This is a genomic window from Dyella sp. 2HG41-7 (assembly GCF_021390675.1).
In the GTDB taxonomy this organism is placed as follows: Bacteria; Pseudomonadota; Gammaproteobacteria; order Xanthomonadales; family Rhodanobacteraceae; genus Dyella_B.
This window is the reverse complement of the sequence record NZ_JAJEJV010000004.1, coordinates 1,506,516-1,525,440: the sequence shown is the minus strand read 5'-3', so window position 1 is coordinate 1,525,440 and position 18,925 is coordinate 1,506,516. Positions and strand designations below refer to the sequence as shown.

Genomic DNA, 18,925 nt, shown 5'->3' with positions numbered 1-18,925 from the left:
ACTGTGAACGCAGCTGTTTCCCCGCACATTTTCGACGTCGATCAAGATAACTTCGAAGCCGAAGTGCTCCAGGCCTCGCTCAAGACGCCGGTGCTGGTGGATTTCTGGGCCACCTGGTGCGGCCCCTGCAAGACGCTGGGCCCGATGCTGGAAAAACTGGCGACCGAATACAACGGCGCGTTCCGACTGGGCAAGGTCGACGTCGACAAGAACCAGGAATTGGCCGGCGTCTTCGGCATCCGCAGCATTCCTACCGTGATGCTGGTGAAAGACGGCCAGATTCTCGATGGTTTCGCCGGCGCCTTGCCGGAGGGTCAATTGCGCGAATTTCTTTCACGTCACCTGCAACCGCAGGAAGGCGAGATCGAGGAAGAGGACGTCGCGGAAGATCTCCCATCCGAATCGCCGGAGCAGGCGATCAATCGTCTGCAACAGGAAATCGCCGCACAGCCCGACCGCGCCGAATTGAAACTCGATCTGGCGACCGCACTCGCGCATGCCGGTCACGTCGCCGCGGCGGAAACCGAACTCAACAGCTTGCCGGCGAACCTCGCTACCGATACGCGCGCCGTGCGTTTGCGCAGCCAGCTCGACTTGGCGCGCTCGCTCGAAGGCACGCCTTCTTCGGATGTGCTGGAGCAGCGCATCCACGCCAACGCCCAGGATTGGGAAGCGCACGATTTGCTCGGCTTGCGCTTGTTGCTCGGCGACGATCCGTCCGCCGGCCTGGAACACTGGTTGCTGATCCTCGAAAAAGCGCGCGATTGGCGCGAAGGTCAGGCCAAGAAGCGTCTGCTGGCTGCGTTCAATACGCTCGATGACGCGGAATTGGTCAGCCGCTATCGCCGGAGGATGACGTCGCTGCTGTTCTGACGTCGGGCGTTTAGGCCCAACACATCCATACGCATAAGTATGGTAGCCTGCCGGCTCCTTCTGAGGGGCCTTCATGCGCGCATCCACTTTCCGGCGACTGCTCAATCTGTGGCCGCCGTTTTTGTTCAGCGGGATTCGCCTGCTCTGCCTAGACGACGATTACACCGAAGCGCGCGTGGTGCTGCGACTGCGCCCGTGGAACCGCAACTACGTGCGCACGCAATTCGGCGGCAGTCTGTTCGCGATGGCCGATCCTTTCTGGATGCTGCTGATTCTTCACCATCTGGGCGGCGACCATTTCGTGTGGGACAAAGCCGGTAGCATCGATTTCGTGGCGCCCGGCCGCGAAGACGTCTACGCACACTTCAAACTCGAACAAAGCATGCTGGACGAACTTCGCGCGGCCGCCGCCAACGGCGAGAAAGTTTTGCGTTGGTTCGATGTATCGATCCAAACGGCCGCAGGCGAAGTCGTTGCCGTGGTACGCAAGCAGATCTACGTGCGACTGAAACCACGGCATCGCTGACGATCACTCCTGCTGAAAGCGCGCAATCTGTTCGAGCATCGATTCCGCTTTTTGCACGCTGCCGCCGGCGAGACTGTTGTCCAGAAAACGCCGATATCGCGTACGGCGAATCAGCCATGCGGCGAGCGCGACCAAGCCCACCGACGCGACGCCGGAAAGCAGCAGATAGCCCGTCAAATTGGGCGCGACGACAGTGGGATCGACGCCGGCCGAAGCGATCGCCATCAACACCATCGGTATCCACGCGAACGACCACGTCACGGCGTAGAGCGGCGCTTCGACGCGTACGCGCCAGTCGCGGAGGCTCGCGATGCGCTGCTGAATGTCCAGCACGGGCGCCGCGAAGTCGATGCGCTTGATCAGATACATATTTCGCGCGGCCGTGACGATCATCAGGATGCCAAACGCATGCACCGCCAAACCCCACATAAGGAAATGGGGCACCGCCACGCGCGGGATCCAGAACGACACCGCGATAAACGCCAACATCGCGCCCGCAAGAATCTGTACCGCCTGCCCCCAAAACAGCGACTGCAGTCCGTGCCGCACCTTATCCAAACGACTCTCCGTCAGCAGCCGCAGATTCAACGCCTGCTGCTGTTCCAATTGGCGATGCATGGTCTGCCAAGCAAGCTTCATGTCGTCGAGTTCCATGGTCATGCTCCTGCGGGCACGACGCCCGTCATTTGTTGGCGTAATTTCTGTTTGATGCGACTGATCTTGGTCGCCACATTGGTTTCGCTAATGCCGAGAATGTCGGCGATATCGCTGTAGCTGCGATCTTCCAAATACAAAAGAATCAGCGCGCGATTGAGCGAATCGAGTTGATCGATAAATCCGTGCAAGGCGATCAGGCGCTCGTCCGCCTCGGGAATGCCTTCGCTGCCGCCGATGGTGTCCAAGTGACTGGACTCCAATGGCTCGAAGCGCTCTTCATGGCGCGGCGTGCGCCGCACATGCGAGATCGCGACATTGAGCGCCACGCGATACATCCAGGTCGAAAACCGCGCGCGCGTTTCGTCGAAGCTGCCGAACGAGCGCCAGAGCTGCACGCAGATTTCCTGCGCGAGGTCGTTGCGGTCGTCCGGGTGGCGGGCATACATGGACACCACCTTCAGCACGATCCGCTGGTGTTCCCGCAGCAATATCTCGAAGGCTTGCTGTTGTTGCCGTCCGCGCATGGCTGTTCCCCGTGGTTATTCCATGATTCGCAGATCGCAAATAAAAATCACAGGCCGGGCTTCAACCGCTCCCCTACAATAGGGGCACCCTTCCCTGTTCGGCTTTGCCATGGCTCCCCTGCGCCTTAAACGCTATCTCATTACCGGCTTGCTTACCTTCCTGCCGTTGTGGGTAACCTGGTTGGTGTTCAAGTTTATTGTCGGCTTTCTGGCCGACCTGGGCGCCCCGCTCGTGGCAGCCTTTATGGGCGCCGTGGGCTGGGTATCGCCACAAGCGGCCGAGCAGCTGAGCCATGGCTGGATCACTTACGTCCTTGCGCTGGTGCTTACGCTGATCGCGCTGTATGTGCTCGGATTTCTCGCCACCCGTGTCATCGGCCAGCGACTGCTGCACGCGTTCGACAATCTTCTGCAGCGCATTCCACTGGTGCAGACCATTTACGGCGGCACCAAGAAACTGACGACCGTGCTGCAAAACAAACCAAGCGGCGTGCAGCGCGTGGTGCTGGTGGACTTTCCGCGCAAGGGCATGAAAGTGGTCGGTTTCGTTACACGCGTGATGACCGAAGAAAGCACCGGCCGCGAGATGGCCGCGGTCTACATTCCCACCACGCCGAACCCTACCGGCGGCTACCTGGAAGTGGTTCCCATCGATGAAGTGACGCCCACCGACTGGACCATGGATCAGGCCATGGCCTTCATCATCTCCGGCGGTGCGGTTGCGCCCGATACGCTGCCAGCGTCGCCCGCTTCGCTGTCGTCACCATCATCGGAGGAAGGCGCATGATCGCGCGTCGTGCATGGTTCGCGATGTGCCTAGGGTTTTTCGCCCTCAACGTACACGCCGCCGGATTGCACGACAGCGACTGGATCACGCCGGCCGAATCGTCCCACTTCCGCACGACGCCAAGTTACGCCGATACACTCGCGTATTTGCAGCGTTTGCAGAAAGCCGCGCCCGACAAGATCAAACTGGAAACCTTCGGCATCACGCCGCAAGGCCTGCCGATGACCGTGGTGATTGCGAGCACCGATGGCGACTTGTCGCCCGATGCCGCGCGCGCAGCGCACAAACCGGTCGTACTGGTGCAAGCCGGCATTCATCCGGGCGAGATCGAAGGCAAAGACGCGGGTTTGATGTTGCTGCGCGATATCGCCGTCACCGGTAAATATCCGCATCTACTCGATCATGTCGTGCTCGTCTACATTCCGGTCTTCAGCGTGGATGGACACGAACACACATCGCCGTACAACCGCATCAATCAAAACGGTCCAGACAGCATGGGCTTTCGCGGCCAGGCGCAATACCTCAACCTCAACCGCGACTACATCAAGGCCGATGCGCCGGAAATGCTTGCGTGGTTGAAGCTCTGGCAGACATGGCTGCCGGATTTTCTGATCGACGTGCACACCACCGATGGCGCGGATTACCAATACGACCTGACCTGGTATACCGAGGATCCGCATAAGCTCGATCCAGTCATCGCCAACTGGCAGCACACATTGCTGGTGGATCGCGCGATACCGACTTACGAAAAACTCGGGCATCTCGCTTCGATCTATCTGGAGTTCAAGGACGGCCGAGACCCGCGCAAAGGCATCGAGAATTTCGGCTCCGGTCCGCGTTTTTCCACCGGCTACGCCGCGTTGCAAAACCGTCCGGGGTTACTGATCGAAACGCATATGCTGAAATCGTACGCGGTGCGCGTGCATGCCGTTTACGACCTGCTGCGTGTCGTGCTCGGCGATATCGACAGCGAGCCGGCATCGTTGCTCGCCGCAACGAGCCAAGCCGACGCCAATACCGTGGCTCGCGCTGGAAATGCGCAGGCGCAAGTACCACTTACCTTCAAGCTCGATCCCCATGCCACGCCGTTCGAATTGAAGGGTTACGCCTTCGCGCAAACGCATAGCGATGTCTCCAACGACACCTGGATTCAATACGATCCGACTAAACCCGTTACCTATCGCATCGATAACTGGAACGGTCTTCTGCCGGATATTTCGTTCACGCCGCCGGCCGCATACGTCGTGCCTGGCGAATGGAAAACGATCATCGAAAAGTTAGACGCGCATGGCATCGCCTATCGGCGCATTGGCCACCCGATGAAAGAGGTGGACGCGACGGCCTATCAGCTCGATCAACCCAAGTGGGCAAACGAGCCGTTTGAGAGTCACCTGATGCTGCAGAGCTTCAATCTGCATGCGCAGCCGGTCGAGATTACGTTATCACCTGGTTCGGTGATCGTGCCGATGAATCAGCGCGCCGCGAATGTCGCTATCGAATTATTGGAGCCACAAGCGCCAGATTCATTGCTGCGCTGGGGCTATCTCAACGCCATCTTCGAACAAAAAGAATACGGCGAGCAGCGTGTCTTGGAAAAACTCGCGCGCGATATGCTGGCGAAGGATCCCGCGCTGAAAGCCGAGTTCGAGAAGAAGCTGCATGACGATCCGAGCTTCGCTGCCAACAGCCGTGCGCGTTTGAGTTTCTTTTACGACCGATCGCCTTGGTACACGGTGCAACGTATCGGCGTTTATCCTGTGCTGCGCGTCGATGCCGCGCAGATGGCGAATATTGCGACCAAGTAAAAGCTCCTCGCAAAAGTAACACCGTGGGTCCCCTCCCATACGTGTAGTAAGGGGAGGGTCAGGGTGGGGTGAAGTCAACCTCGCGGCAAGCTCAGACAACCCCACCCCAGCCCTCCCCTGCAAGCAGGGGAGGGAGCCAGAATTGGCTAGGCTGTTACTACCTCAAAGGGACGCATCATCTCGTTCGCTTCGTGTTCGAGCAGGTGGCAGTGCCATGCGTAGCGGCCAGCGTAGCCGTCGAAACGCACAATGATGCGCGTGATCATCCCGGGCCACGCCTGCACCACGTCCTTCCATCCGGCCTCGCCCGCAGTCGGCGGTTGCGCCGGACCCGTGTGACGCACGGTTTGCGAATCCAGCCAAGCGCCCTGGTCGAACGGCTGACGATCCAAAATCTGAAACCGCACCATATGCAAATGGATCGGATGCGAATCGTCGGTGAGATTGATCAGGCTCCAGATTTCCGTACTGCCAAGCACCGGCTTTTCCGTCACCGGCTCGTGCCAGCGCTTGCCGTTGAGCAACATCAGCATCGGCTCGGCGACGCAATCGGCGTAAGAATCCAGCGTCAATAAGCGTTGATTGGTGGCCGAGGATTCGGCCGTGCGCGGCACGTCGCGCAATACCGCGGGCACCACGCTGGTGTCTTGGACGCGTCCATTGCCGATACGAAACTGCAGAATCGGAAGCGCGTCGTTCATCAACTCGATCTGCTGCCCCGCCAGCGCGGCGAAATCGATAACGATATCCGCACGCTCACCCGGCGCGATAAACACGTTGCGCTGCGTCACTGGAGCTGCCAACAATCCCTGATCGCTGCCAATTTGCACAAACGATTGCGCATTGCGCAACTTCAAATTGAAGAAGCGCGCATTGGAGGCATTGAGTACGCGGAATCGATAACGACGCGGTTGTACGTCGAGATACGGCGACAGCGCGCCATTGACCAGCATGGCGTTGCCGAATACTTCCGAGACCCACGGCGCTTCGCTATTGCCTGAAACGGGGTAATAAAGCTGCCCATCCGGCGTCAGCAAACGATCACTCAACGTTAGCGGAATTTCTTGCTCGCCTCGCGGCAAGCCGAGCGATTGTTCGTGCTCGTCGCGAACGACCACATTTCCGAACATGCCCGCATAAATATTCAGGCGATTGATGCCCATCGCATGATCGTGATACCAGAGCGCTGCGGCATCCTGCTTATTTGGATAGGTGTGTAATCGCGATTTCCCGGGCACATACCAATCTTCAGGATAGCCATCGCTTGCGGTCGGCACGCACGCACCATGCACATGCACGATCGCGCGCACCTCGGGCTTGTCTTTCTCCGCACCGTGAATACGGTGATCGATCGGCAGAAAGTGTTTCGTCGGCAGCGCATTGAGCCAGTCGACGCGAAACGCCTTGCCGCTTTGCGTTTCGATCGTCGGCCCCGGCATGCAGCCGCCGTACGTCCAGACACGCGTCGGCGGTAATTCGCGATGCAGGCGCTGTTCGGTTTCGCGCATGTCGACGCGTAGCACGTCGCCACCTGCGCGCAACACAGGCGGTATCGGCAACGGATCGACGAAGAGTTTAAGTTGATTCGGATCGAGCAAGCGCGGCACTTTCGCTTGATCGGCCACCATGTGTTTGCACAGCGCACCACCGCCCATCTTGGGCATGGCTTGCATATCGTGCGCACGCAAGCGTGTGACGCCTGCGCCGAGACCTAATGCGGACCATTTCAGAAAATCGCGGCGGGAAGAAGGCACGTCACGCTCTCTCGCAAAGAAACATCGCCGTAGCATGGCTCAGCAAAAAGCATCGCCCCAAGGTATGGGGCGATGCTTCGCAGTACGCGAAGGCTAACGGATGACGCAACGTGGCATTACCACTTTTTGCCAACGGGCTCGCCGGTGCTTTCATCCAAGAACAAGCGACGGTTTTCCGGGTGCGGATCGTCGAAGTCGAACATGCGATTCAACGTGCCCGCCAAGGCATCGAAGGAACCGCCGCCCAGACGCTGGCCGTCCAACCAGTTGTCTTCGATAAAGCGCGTAACGGAACTCTGATCGCTCACGCCGTGATCGACGTAGTTATGGCGCGCCCACGGCGACACCACCATCATCGGCAGACGCGGACCGTAACCGCAGCGACCTTGCACCGATTTACCGTTCGAATTCACACCAGGCAGCATGCCGCGTCCGTTGCAGACGCCCGTGGCGTTGAGCGCATCCTGATCGGTTTGCGATGCGTTCGCCTGCGGACCTTGCTGATGGTCGTACCAGCCATCGGAGTCGTCATAGGCGATCACAACGGCCGTGTCGCGCCATTCCGGCTGTTTCTGCAAGAAGTTGATCACGTGCACGATAAATTGCTGTTCGTCGAGCGGATCGGAGTAGCCGGCGTGACCGTCCTGATAACCCGGCGCCTTGAGGAAGCTCACCGCCGGCATATTGCCCGCCTCGACCGCCGCGTAGAAATCGCTAAGGTCGTATTGATGATTCGCCGCATCGCCGTTGTGACCGATCATCGCCACCGACGTGGGGCGCGCATGCGTCGGGTTGGCGGTACTTGTGTAGTACTGGAACGGCTGATGGTGCGGAATGTAGTCGGCCTTCACCGTCTGCGTGACCGTCGACAACGTGGTGCGTTTGCAGCCGGTGGTGCCGTTGGCGTTGACGGTGCTCAGATCGAAGCCGCCTTCAAAGAAACCCCAGGTGATGCCTTTGGCGTTGAGCAGATCGCCCACGTTTTTGCCGCCCAGATGCACGCGCGCACCGCTCGACGTGGAGCACACGTCGTCGGTCGGATCGGCATCGCTCACTAGCGTGTAGCCGCCTTGTCCGTCAGCCACTTCATCGCCACCGGCAGCGAGCGATTCGGTGATGCCGTTGGTCTGGCCCGAAATCAGATTGATCGCGCCCGGCGTCGACGGACCGAAGGTAGTGCCGTAGCTGTTGTCGCTCATCGCAAAATGCTGCGCGTAGTGCCACAACGCAGTGACGGTGTTGCCGTCGTAGTAACCCATCACTTGACCGTTGCTGTCTTGCGCAGTGGTGCCGCCCGGCAGCGTTTCGCCCGTACCGGTGAATGCCGGAAACAGATCCATGGCGCCGTTGTCGAACGCCTGTTGCTCCGGCTGGTAATCGTGATCCTGATCGGCAGTGGCCGCTTGCGCGCGCGACAGACGGAACGGATTGATAGCGCCCGTGCCGTTCGCCGAATTGGCCGCATTGGGATTGTTCGTCAGCAACTCGCGGTTCAAGCCGTTGACCTTCGGCGTAAACGGCGAGGCGTAGAACGGCGGTTCACCCGAGGCGTTCGCCGCATAAGGATAGGTGCCGAAGTAGTGATCGAACGAAACATTCTCTTGGAAGATCACCACCAGATGCTTGATCGGCGTCGCCGTTCGATCGTGGTTGTGCCCATGATTATGGGCGTCGTTAAAAGCAGGGTCTTGAGCAGAAGACGCGACAGACAGGGTAAGCAGACAAGCGGCAAGGCCAACAGCAAGACGGGTGCGCATGGCAGTCTCCGGTGGACAGTCGATGGGCACGCTTCCCCTGATAGCGTGATCATCGGAACGGTACGAACTGGCGATGACACCCTCATAACAGCCATGCGACGAGCCGTCAGAAATATCGGGAATGCCGCACAGACGGCCTTCCCCGCCGCCTACCCCACCCCTGACCTTTGACACTGGGTCCTTCCATGACCAATGGCATAGCGTGGGAGGTCATGGCCGCTATGGGGCAATCCACGCGACGGCCAGCATGACTAAGGGGCGCCTACGGGCGATTCAATGACTCATCCAGAGGGAAATACATGACCAACAAGCATTTGAAGCCGCTGCTGCTGGCGGCGAGCGTGACCTTCGCCTTGGCCGCCTGCGGCAAGCAGGAACAAGCCGCCGCGCCCGCCCCCGCATCCACCGCACCCGCTCCGGCTGCCACCACAGCCAGCGCTGCCAAGCCCACCAGCGTATTCGACGCCAGCGAGCTCGATAGCGGCATCAATGCCTGTCAGGACTTCAACGGTTTCGTGAACGCGAAGTGGGTCGCCGCCAACCCGATTCCGAACGATCGCACCAGCTGGGGCGCGTTCCATCAGTTGGCCGAGAAGAGCCTCAACACGCAGCATGACATTGTCGACGACGCGTCCAAGAACGTCGCGCAGGCGAAGGCTGGCTCGATCGAGCAGAAGATCGGCTACCTGTATCAGGCCGGCATGGATCAGGACGCCATCAACAAGCTCGGCTACGACCCGATCAAGCCGAAGCTCGATAAGATCGCTGCGCTGAAGTCGTCGTCGGATGTCGCCAAGTACATTACCGACGCATTCGCCGAGGGCGACCAGCAAGTGTTCAACTTCGGCTCCGGCGCCGATTTCAAGGACGCCAGCAATCAGATCGGCTTCGCCAACCAGGCCGGCCTTGGCTTGCCCACGCCCGACTATTACACCGATGCGAAATACGCCGATCTGCGCACGGCGTACAAGGCGTATATCGCCAAGTCGCTGACGCTCGCTGGCGTGTCGGATGCCGACGCCAAGAAGCAGGCCGATGACGTGCTGGCGTTTGAAACCAAGCTCGCTGGTTCGTCGCTCTCGCCGACGCAATTGCGCGACACGGACAACGAATATCACTTCGTCACCGTGGCCGAAGCGGACAAAGTCACCCCGCACTTCAAGTGGGAAGATTTCTTCAAGGCGCAGGGCGTAACGATCGACAACGGCTTCTCGCTGTCGCAGCCGAAGTTCTTTACCGGATTCGACAAACTGCTGGCGTCGGCGCCGGTTTCGCAATGGCAGGCGTATCTGCGCTTCCACACGATCGACGACGCGTCGCCGTACCTTAGCACCGCGTTCCAGGACAACCGTTTCGATTTCTTCGGCAAGACGCTTTCCGGTCAGCCTGAGCAAAAGCCGCTGTGGAAGCGCGTGCTGGGCACCGTGAACGTGTCGATGGGTCAGGCGCTCGGTCAGCTTTATGTCGCCAAGGAATTCACGCCGGAAGCCAAGCAGCGTGCGCAGGAATTGGTCACCAACGTGCGCGAAGCGTTGAAGGATCGCATCCAGCATCTGGATTGGATGAGCGACGCCACCAAGCAGAAGGCGCTCGACAAGTGGAACAAGTTCCTGCCCAAGATCGGCTATCCCGATCACTGGCGTAGCTGGGACGACCTCACCATCAAGCAGGGCGATTACTACGGCGACGTGATGGCCGCCGCCAAGTTCAACTATCAGTGGGATATCGGCCATATCGGCAAGAAAACCGACCGCACCGAATGGGGCATGACGCCGCAAACGGTTAACGCCTACTACGACCCCAGCACCAACACCATCAACTTCCCGGCCGCGATCCTGCAACCGCCGTTCTTCTATGCCAACGGCGATGACGCGATCAACTACGGCGGCATCGGCGCGGTGATCGGTCACGAATCCAGCCACGGCTTCGACGACCAGGGCGCGCAGTTCGATGGCGACGGCAACAAGGCCGACTGGTGGACGGCGCAGGACAAGTCGCAGTTCAAGGCGCGCTCCGGCAAGCTGGTGGATCAGTTCAACGGCTATGCGCCGCTGAAGGACAAGCCCGATCTGCACGTCAATGGTCAGCTGACCTTGGGCGAGAACATCGCCGACCTGGGCGGCCTCAATGTGGCTTACGACGCGCTGCAAGACGCGCTGAAGAAGAACGCGACCGAAGCGCAGCAGAAGATCGACGGTTATACGCAGGATCAGCGCTTCTTCCTGAGCTGGGCGCGCGTATGGCGCAACAGCACCCGCGAGAAGCAGGCGGAGCTCTATCTCAACATCGATCCGCACGCACCGGCATCGCTGCGCGCCATCGGTGCGCCGTCCAACATGCCGGCCTTCGCCGACGCGTTCCAGTGCAAGACAACCGATCCGATGGTTCGCGCTGGCGATAAGCAGGTGAAGATCTGGTAAGTCCCACGGTCGCGGTCTGACAGGCCGCGATGCAAAACCCGAAGCCCCGCACATCTGTGCGGGGCTTTTTTTATGCCCCGGGATTGAGCTTCACATTGTCGCAATAGCGTGTGATAATGACAACGATTCGCATTTACTACCACGCCAGTTGAGGCGGCAAGCGGGATTGGGACGCATCGCGCATCCCAAGGAGCCAGCCAACAACCCGTTCTGGTCCCTCCCCACTTGCCGACACGCTACCTATGCCCGCCAACTTCCGTGCCTCGCCCCTGCAAACCGCCCTGCTTCTTGCTCTCGCGCTTCCCGCCGCCGCTCAGGCGCAGTCGGTAGGGGCATCCTCCGACGACACGCCTCCGCCGCAAACCACCCCAACCACGTTGAGCTCGGTACATGTCACCGGCAGCGTTGTCGGCAACGACTACCAAACCGACACCTCCTCCGTGGGCGCCAAAGTGCCCACGTCGCTACGCGATATTCCGCAGACCGTAGTCGTGGTGAATCGCGATCTGCTCGACGCGCAAGGCGCGACATCCTTGCAAGATGCGTTGCGCAACGTCCCCGGCATCACCATCGGTGGCGCGGAAGGCGGACAGATCGGCAACAACATCAATCTGCGCGGCTTTACGGCGCGCACGGATATTTATCTGGACGGCTTTCGTGATCCCGGTCAGTACTATCGCGACGTGTTCGATCTGGATGCGATCGAAGTATTGAAAGGCCCCTCTTCCATGTTGTTCGGACGCGGCTCCACCGGCGGCGTGATCAATCAGGTAACCAAGGAACCGGAACTGAAACCCTTCGGCGAAATCACCGCTACCGTGGGCACCAGCGATCGCTATCGCATGACCGCGGATATCAATCAGCCGATTTCGGATACCGCCGCGGCGCGCGTGAACATCTACGGTCAAAGCATGCAAACCACGCGCGATGTGTTGAAGAATCAGGATGGCGGCATTGCGCCATCGATACGCTTCGGCATCGGCACGCCGACGCAAATCACCTTATCCGCGTTGATTCAACGCAATCACGACATGCCCGATTACGGTTTGCCGCCCGTCAACGGTCACCCCGCCGACGTGAATCCCAAGAACTGGTACGGCTTGACCGACGATCGCACCAATCAAAGCGTGAACGAATTCAACGCGCGCCTGGAGCATGTGTTCTCGGACCATTTGAGTGTGCGCACACGGCTCGAATACAGCCAATACACCACGGATGCGCGCGAGACGGCTGCCAACAGCGTCGTTACGGCCAATGGCGTCACGCTCAATAAAACGCTGGGCAATCCGACCAACCTGCCACTGCAGGATTTGTATGCGCAACTCGCCAGCCACGATCGCGTGATTCACGACACGACGCTGGACAGTCAAACCGATCTGGTTTCCAAGTTCGACACGGGAAACCTGCAGCACACCCTGGTCACTGGCGTTGAGCTTGCGCGCGAAACCTACAACAACCAGGCTTACACACGCACCGGCTTGCCGTTGCTATCGCTGCTCGATCCCGTCGAGGAAAGCACGCCCGCCAACGTCAAGACGACGCGCGGCAATTATGCGCAGTCCACCGCCAACACCATCGGCGTGTATGCCAACGACACCATCAAGCTCAACGATCAGTGGATGGTGGTTGCCGGCGTCCGCCGCGATCGATTCGATGCGCATATCAGCAACACCGTATCGCTGCCGTCGTATGCGCAGCAGACAGTGTCGTTCACCAGCGTACGTGGCGGCGTGATCTATCAGCCGAGCGAAAAGCAGTCGTATTACGTGTCGTACGGCACGTCGTTCAATCCTTCGCTCGAACAGCTCACGCTGACGAACGGCACGCAGAACCTCGCGCCGTCGAAAGACTACTCCTATGAAATCGGCGGCAAGTGGAATCTGCTGGAAGACACGCTCGCCATCAATGCCGCGCTCTACAACCTCGAACAGACCAATGCACGCACGCAAACATCTTCGGGCGAATACACGTTGGACGGCAATATCCGCGTGCGCGGCGCCGAGCTGGGCGTTGTCGGGCATCTCACCAAAAACTGGCAGATCTTTTCCGGTTACGGTTATATGGACGGCCGTATCGTGAAAGCGCTGGACGGCACGCAAGGCAACGTGCCGGCCAATACCCCGCGCAATACGTTCACCACGTGGAGCACGTATACGTTCTCCGAACACTGGGACGTGGGCGGCGGTCCGACCTATATGTCGCAGCGCTTCGCCGCCAATACCAACGCCGTGAGCGTCGGCGGTTATACGCGTTGGGATGCGACGCTGGCTTATCATCAACCGCGTTACGACATCCGTCTGAACGTATTGAACCTCACCAACAAGCATTATTTCGACGCACTTATTCAGTCGGATGGTGGCCGTTCGGTGCCGGGTATTGGACGAACGGCGATGGCGACATTCGCATATAAGTTCTGACATCGGATCACGCGAGGACTCCGTATGCTGGTTCACATTCCCGGTTTACTCCATGCCGAGCAACTGGCGCACTTCCGTCGACAGCTCGATGCTGACAACGCACCATGGGTCGACGGGCGCGTGACGGCGGGGCACCAAGGTATTCACGTCAAGCAAAACCAGCAAATCGCCGAAGGCTCGCCGCTGGCGGTCGAGCTTGGCAACACAGTGCTAGCCGCGCTGGAACGACATCCGTTGTTTATCAGCGCGGCGCTGCCACATCGCGTGTATCCGCCGATGTTCAATCGCTATCAAGGCGGCATGCATTTCGGCAGTCACGTCGATGGTTCCGTGCGATTGTTGCCGGGTACCGGCGACAAAATTCGCACCGACCTTTCCGCTACGCTTTTTCTGGCCCCGCCGGAAAGCTACGACGGCGGTGAACTGCTGATCGAAGATACGTACGGTACGCAAACCGTGAAACTTGCGGCGGGCGACATGATCCTCTACCCCGCCAGCAGCCTGCATCGCGTGAATCCGGTGACGCGCGGCGCGCGTCTAGCCTGTTTCTTCTGGGTGCAAAGCATGGTGCGCGACGATGGGCAACGCACCATGTTGTTCGATCTCGACAACGCGATTCAGCGGCTTACTGCAACGAACGCAGACGAAGCTGCGCGCGTAAAGCTTACCGGCGTGTATCACAACCTTTTGAGGATGTGGTCGGAAGTTTGACTATCCGCCACGTTCCGGATTCTCTCACCAGCACGGTGATGCGGGATTGCGATTCCCCTTCTGATCGAGCGTGACCGTTCCGCAAGTATCTTTCTTCTGCAACGTTGAGAGGGGTATCGCCTCGACGACGTAGCTAGTCGCAGAGGGCGCCGCTTGAAATTGAATGGTGTAATTGGCGCCGCTTTCACTGGTTGAGTCGCAGCCAAGCGTCGGCAACGCAGTAAGCGCCGTCGCCGCAGCCGTAGATCCCGATGCAGGTTGGACTTGGTTATAGCTCAAGTTGGTGGTGTAGAAGCGCTCCATGTAATTGGAGTGCTCCGTCAAACACCCTTCAGCCGCAACGCGATTGGTTTTGATCACGTGCTGCATATACGACGGATACGCGATCGCCGCGAGAATCGCGATGATCGCCACCACGATCATCAACTCGATCAAACTGAAACCGATCTCCGTATCAGCGCCGCGCATACGCTCACGCCGATGCAACGAATCGAATGACAGATCGCGCAATTCCTTGCCGCCGTTACTTGGATTCATCGCTCCGCCCCTCATTGGTTCACCACTTCTTGCCAGGATACACGCGTGCCGTTGGCGGTCGAACCCGACGTCATCAGACTGGACGTACTGCCGTTGTCGAAGCTCATCAACATGTCACCGCCGACGAAGATCGGATTGTTCGGCAGCGCGCTGAAGCCTACGCCCGCTGACGCCATGGTTACCGTCTTGCCGCCATAAGTGAACGTCACGGTGCCGCCGCCGCCCAGGAAGAATGGGTTCGCTGGATCGGTGCCAGTGAAGGGATCGACCGCCATCACCCAACCACTACCGGACGGGTTGCAGATATCGGTTACCACTGGAATGCGCGTGGTGCCCAACAGAACATTGCCTTGGAACTGGTTGGGCGTGACCATGCGCTCGCCCTGCGCAACCAATGCGCCATTCGTTCCGGTCGGCGCCTCCAGGTTCATATACCAGCCAAGCTTGCCGCTCATATCGCTCGGTGTCGGCATCGGTGTTACGGCGCGCTGACCCAAGGTCGGTGGGGTCGCGGTTGGATCGCCGTTCACCTGATAAATGATCGAACGCTGCACCAAGCTGCTCACCGTTGCATTGCTCGTCGGCGAGGAAGAGCCACCCGGCTGAGCAATCACGCCATACCAGCTTTCAATTTGCTGATTGCTAAGGTCGTTGCTGCTGAGGTATTGACCCGTGCCGAAGAACACCCACACGTTGGCGGTGTTGGGATCTTCGCCCGCCAACATACCGGCCGTGATCGGTTGTGGGTTGCCGCTGGAATCCAGGGGCGTGTCGAACACCACGGTGCCCGTCGTACTCACGGTACCGAGGACAGACGGGTCGGGATTGTAGTTATTGCCCTTGGTGGCGCCCAGCGGGAACCGCCACACCTGTCCCTGAAGATCGCCTGCATAAGCCTCGGTGCTGATGCCATTGCTTGGGGAATCCATCCAAGCAACCGGCGCGGCGAGGCCATTCGCCGCGGTGCTGATACGGCTGCTCGCCGAGTGCACGCTGAGCGTGCCTGTGGCCAGATCGAACTCCAGCAATCCCGCCGAGCCGGCGGCGCTGTTGTAGCCGTTGCCGATTAACACCTGCCAATCGGAATTGGTGCCGTCTTGCACCTTGGCGATCGTTGGCTTGCCGACCATCTGGCCGATGTAGTTGCTGTTGGCTAACCCGTCGCCGGCCGAACGCTCCCACAAAGGCGTGATGTTGGACGGATCGGTAATGTCCAACGCGTAAACGGCTTCGGCAGGGCCGCGGCCGGTGGTGCCGACGAGGATGGTGTGCCAAGCATAACCATTGATCGTCGCAAGGCCAGGCAGATAGGCGTCCGCGATCGTCAATTCGCCGTCATTGAAATACACGTGCGGCAAGGTGGTGGTTCCGTAGTTGGGATCAGCCAGGCTCGCAATATTGTTTCCTGGCGTGGTCGTGCCGCCCGCCGCGATCACCGCACCCGGCAAGTAGGCAAACTTCTCAGCGCCCGTGGTGGCGTCGAACGCGTGCAACATGCCGTCGTTGGCCGCCACGAACACGAGAGTCTCGCGCGCGGAAGGTGAGTTGGTCACGGCGTTGCCGCTGGCGTCGACCGTGCTTTGCGCCCAGGCTCCGAACGAATTGTCGCCAGTCGTCGCGGTGCTGCTGATGCCGGTAAACGACTGACCCTCGAACTCATTCGGATTGGGTGCGCCGGCATACACGGGCTGCGAGTCGACGATATCGCCCAGCACGGAGGTGCGGTCGCGGTAGTTGCCGTTGTTTTTCTGCTCAAGCGTGTTGTCGCCACGCAGATAACTCACCATCGTTGCTTGTGCCGCTGCCGAACTGCCAAGCGAGGCAAGCTGCGCGCTCGACAACGCGGGGGGCGCGCCGGTGGTGCCGTTGTTCTGGAATGCCACGAACGTACCAGCGCCAGACGTCGACGGCACGTAAGTCTCGATCGTACGACTCGAATAGGTGTTGACGGTGTTGCTGCTGTCGGTCAACTGAGCGGCCGCGCTCCATGTTGGCGTGGTGGAAATCGCACCGGTAGTCGAGTTGATCGCAAGCGCCTTCAGATCGCCGGTCCATTTGACGGTGAAGTAATTCGCCTGATACGCCACCGTACCGCTGGTGAGCTGGGTGGAGTTGGCCGCCAGGCTGGCGCCCGTACCGGCGCGCTCTGAAGCGCGTTGCAAGGCATCGGTCAGACCGCTGATAAACGTCGCTGGGCTGGTTGCGGAATAGAAACCGCCGTGTCCGTTGACACCCGCATGTTCCAGATCGGCGATGTTGTAGATCGAATTCGCCGCAGGTGTCGGCCACTTGAAGTTGGTGAGCGTAAGGCCACCGTCGGCAGCACTGAAGACGTCACTGACGGTGGGTGGCGAATCGTTATTCGATGCCTTGCCGGAAATGCCCTGCGGAGTAAAGCCCAAGCCCATGGTGAACGTGGTCATATGCTGCCAGAACGCCGGATCTTCCGAATTGGTCGGCACTTCGTTCGGATAGCCCGTCCCGGTTTGCAAGTCGTTTTCCCAGTAGTACATCGCCACGTCGGCGAGCGACGGACTGCTATCGCTCGTCGCGCCACCAGAGTAAGGCGCTGCGGGCGAGCTGCCGGCAACCGTGGGCCATGTCAGACCGTTGGGTCCGTTTATCGTCGGCCACGCGGCGCTGCTGGCGCCCGCTTCGGATGACGATGAGTAGCTGTCGTTCCAGAAACCATCGGTGGTCAAAATGGTGTACGACTGACGACAGGCGATCGTGCTCGGTTGGTTGGTCGTCCCATAAAGGGGATCGTTTTTCATCACCGTCCAAGGCTGCGATGTCTGGTAATACTGGCCGACGCGATCCAAGGCTGTGCGCAAGGGCGTACCGCCGCCCGCGCTCTCGCCAAGGATCCAGGTCCAAAACGATGCCTTTTGGGTGCCACTGGTGCCGTCGCCAAAGGGTTGCACTTCGGCCAAGGCGTTTTTGCTGTTACCACCGCCAGCGCCAGAATCGTTGAACGCATATTGCAGCGATGGCAGGCCGGAGGTGTTGTTGCCGTTGATCGAGGCGAAGCCCACGCGGAATGTCGTGCCTACGGTGTTAAAGGCCGTAATCAAGCCGCTCTTGGCCATCAGAATACGGGTGTGATAGTACGAGTACCAATTGGCGACGTTCGTCTCAGTGGTGGCACTGTCGTCGCAGTTGCTCGATGTCATTCCGGCTGATGCCGCCAACAGGCAGGTGCCGCTGTTGCCTACATAGTGACTCGTGAAAGTGCCATCCGAGTTTTTCACCGTATAGGTAAAGAAGGAATACGTGGTCGTTGTCGACGGCGGCGTGCAAAGTCCGGTGCTTGAATTGAGCTTGTCCGAACCGTTGCACGTTGGCGCTGCGGTCAGGACCGGATTCGGCGTGCAAAGAAACGTAGTGGAGCTATAGGTGTCTTTACCCTGACAAGTAGGTGTTGCGGTCGTATTCTTGTTCTTGTTGGAGACACAGAGGCCAGAGTTCTTGCCGCTGGTTTGCAGCGTGTAGTTAAAGGGGCAACTGGCCGTATACGGCTGCTCCACACAGGTGCCATTGGTCAGCGTATATCCAGCCTGGCAATTGATCGGCGCATATGGGGTGCCGGCCGTCTGTACGTTGAACGATTGCGAATAGGTGATGTTGCTCGGCGCGCAAAACGCGTTCGCCGCGTAGCAGGTGTTGTTGTTGCTTGAATCGTTTGCACCCGTGTACGAAGACAAATCCACCGTGCCGTTGCTCGTATGGAAACCATCGATCGGTGCGGCGTTAAAGCTCGATGCGGGATACAAGGTTCCGTTAACCTGCGGCGGCGGCGAGTACGTGATGGTCGGGTTGTAGTAAGCACCGTTGACGCTGGAGCTGGTCAATTCGGCGGCAGTAGGCGAACCCGGTGTCGCGCCGAGATAGGAATAATCCGGCATGACGTCCCAGTTCATCGAACCCGAGTCGTCGAGCATCAGCGTCACGTTGGGTGGAATCACCGGCTGCAAAGTCACCGGCTGCTGATCTACGGTCACCGTGGGCGTGGTGGCGGAAGCTGCCGGCGTGTAAACCACGCCGAGCGTCCATACAACCAACACCGTGCCCAGCAACTTGCGGGCTGCGGCACTCCAACGGCGAACGGTTTGTCGATTCGTGTTCATCGCGGTTTAACCCTGAAATTGGACAGCTCG

Annotated in this window: 13 protein-coding genes; 7 read left to right on the top strand and 6 right to left on the bottom strand. The window is 59.5% G+C overall.

Going from position 1 to position 18,925, the window contains the following annotated elements:
• Nucleotides 1-3: 3 nt before the first annotated feature.
• Both trxA and L0U79_RS08010 read left to right on the top strand, forming a co-directional pair.
• Nucleotides 4-873, top strand: a complete 870-nt coding sequence (gene trxA / locus L0U79_RS08015; RefSeq protein WP_233841335.1) for a thioredoxin — start codon at nucleotides 4-6, stop codon at nucleotides 871-873.
• Between the two features lie 73 nt (nucleotides 874-946).
• Entirely contained in the window at nucleotides 947-1,399 is a 453-nt protein-coding gene (locus L0U79_RS08010) for a DUF4442 domain-containing protein (protein ID WP_233841334.1), read from the top strand.
• Nucleotides 1,400-1,402: 3 nt separating this feature from the next.
• On the opposite strand, the gene L0U79_RS08005 is transcribed toward L0U79_RS08010, so the two are convergent.
• Together L0U79_RS08005 and L0U79_RS08000 are read right to left on the bottom strand one after the other, a co-directional pair.
• Complete coding sequence (locus L0U79_RS08005; RefSeq protein ID WP_233841333.1) at nucleotides 1,403-2,053, bottom strand: hypothetical protein; 651 nt, start codon at nucleotides 2,051-2,053, stop codon at nucleotides 1,403-1,405.
• 2 nt (nucleotides 2,054-2,055) lie between these two features.
• On the bottom strand, nucleotides 2,056-2,580 hold the full coding sequence (locus L0U79_RS08000; protein WP_233841332.1) for a sigma-70 family RNA polymerase sigma factor: 525 nt from the start codon (nucleotides 2,578-2,580) through the stop codon (nucleotides 2,056-2,058).
• Nucleotides 2,581-2,689: 109 nt separating this feature from the next.
• Between L0U79_RS08000 and L0U79_RS07995 the strand changes: the two genes are divergently transcribed.
• Nucleotides 2,690-3,367 (top strand): DUF502 domain-containing protein, encoded by a 678-nt coding sequence (locus L0U79_RS07995; RefSeq protein ID WP_233841331.1) that lies wholly within the window; start codon nucleotides 2,690-2,692, stop codon nucleotides 3,365-3,367.
• A gap of 23 nt (nucleotides 3,368-3,390) precedes the next feature.
• Entirely contained in the window at nucleotides 3,391-5,172 is a 1,782-nt protein-coding gene (locus L0U79_RS07990) for a M14 family metallopeptidase (RefSeq protein ID WP_233843871.1), read from the top strand.
• A 146-nt stretch (nucleotides 5,173-5,318) separates the two neighbouring features.
• Here the strand turns inward: L0U79_RS07990 and L0U79_RS07985 are convergent, their stop codons facing one another.
• A complete protein-coding gene (locus L0U79_RS07985; protein ID WP_233841330.1) occupies nucleotides 5,319-6,926 on the bottom strand; it encodes a multicopper oxidase in 1,608 nt (535 codons plus the stop codon).
• A 116-nt stretch (nucleotides 6,927-7,042) separates the two neighbouring features.
• Complete coding sequence (locus L0U79_RS07980; protein ID WP_233841329.1) at nucleotides 7,043-8,683, bottom strand: alkaline phosphatase family protein; 1,641 nt, start codon at nucleotides 8,681-8,683, stop codon at nucleotides 7,043-7,045.
• A gap of 299 nt (nucleotides 8,684-8,982) precedes the next feature.
• Here L0U79_RS07980 and L0U79_RS07975 point away from each other — a divergent pair, with 299 nt between their 5' ends.
• The 3 genes from L0U79_RS07975 (at nucleotide 8,983) to L0U79_RS07965 (ending at nucleotide 14,231) form a co-directional block, all read left to right on the top strand.
• Nucleotides 8,983-11,103 (top strand): M13-type metalloendopeptidase, encoded by a 2,121-nt coding sequence (locus L0U79_RS07975; RefSeq protein WP_233841328.1) that lies wholly within the window; start codon nucleotides 8,983-8,985, stop codon nucleotides 11,101-11,103.
• Between the two features lie 242 nt (nucleotides 11,104-11,345).
• The gene (locus L0U79_RS07970; protein ID WP_233841327.1) at nucleotides 11,346-13,520 is read left to right on the top strand and encodes a TonB-dependent siderophore receptor; all 2,175 of its coding nucleotides are present in this window, start codon (nucleotides 11,346-11,348) and stop codon (nucleotides 13,518-13,520) included.
• Between the two features lie 24 nt (nucleotides 13,521-13,544).
• Nucleotides 13,545-14,231, top strand: coding sequence for a Fe2+-dependent dioxygenase (locus L0U79_RS07965; RefSeq protein ID WP_233841326.1), 687 nt, complete (start codon nucleotides 13,545-13,547; stop codon nucleotides 14,229-14,231).
• Nucleotides 14,232-14,255: 24 nt separating this feature from the next.
• Here L0U79_RS07965 and L0U79_RS07960 read toward each other — a convergent pair whose 3' ends face one another.
• Together L0U79_RS07960 and L0U79_RS07950 are read right to left on the bottom strand one after the other, a co-directional pair.
• Entirely contained in the window at nucleotides 14,256-14,768 is a 513-nt protein-coding gene (locus tag L0U79_RS07960; RefSeq protein WP_304488650.1) for a type IV pilin protein, read from the bottom strand.
• 11 nt (nucleotides 14,769-14,779) lie between these two features.
• The gene (locus L0U79_RS07950) at nucleotides 14,780-18,895 is read right to left on the bottom strand and encodes a PilC/PilY family type IV pilus protein (RefSeq protein WP_233841325.1); all 4,116 of its coding nucleotides are present in this window, start codon (nucleotides 18,893-18,895) and stop codon (nucleotides 14,780-14,782) included.
• Nucleotides 18,896-18,925 lie beyond the last annotated feature (30 nt).

Bases quoted from the DNA above. Each gene is read 5' to 3' on its own strand.
- L0U79_RS08010 (WP_233841334.1), top strand. From the start codon at position 947: ATGCGCGCATCCACTTTCCGGCGACTGCTCAATCTGTGGCCGCCGTTT.
- L0U79_RS08000 (WP_233841332.1), bottom strand. From the start codon at position 2,580: ATGCGCGGACGGCAACAACAGCAAGCCTTCGAGATATTGCTGCGGGAA.
- L0U79_RS07950 (WP_233841325.1), bottom strand. From the start codon at position 18,895: ATGAACACGAATCGACAAACCGTTCGCCGTTGGAGTGCCGCAGCCCGC.
- L0U79_RS07965 (WP_233841326.1), top strand. From the start codon at position 13,545: ATGCTGGTTCACATTCCCGGTTTACTCCATGCCGAGCAACTGGCGCAC.
- L0U79_RS07975 (WP_233841328.1), top strand. From the start codon at position 8,983: ATGACCAACAAGCATTTGAAGCCGCTGCTGCTGGCGGCGAGCGTGACC.
- L0U79_RS07990 (WP_233843871.1), top strand. From the start codon at position 3,391: ATGTGCCTAGGGTTTTTCGCCCTCAACGTACACGCCGCCGGATTGCAC.
- L0U79_RS07995 (WP_233841331.1), top strand. From the start codon at position 2,690: ATGGCTCCCCTGCGCCTTAAACGCTATCTCATTACCGGCTTGCTTACC.
- L0U79_RS08005 (WP_233841333.1), bottom strand. From the start codon at position 2,053: ATGGAACTCGACGACATGAAGCTTGCTTGGCAGACCATGCATCGCCAA.
- L0U79_RS07960 (WP_304488650.1), bottom strand. From the start codon at position 14,768: ATGAATCCAAGTAACGGCGGCAAGGAATTGCGCGATCTGTCATTCGAT.
- L0U79_RS07980 (WP_233841329.1), bottom strand. From the start codon at position 8,683: ATGCGCACCCGTCTTGCTGTTGGCCTTGCCGCTTGTCTGCTTACCCTG.
- L0U79_RS07970 (WP_233841327.1), top strand. From the start codon at position 11,346: ATGCCCGCCAACTTCCGTGCCTCGCCCCTGCAAACCGCCCTGCTTCTT.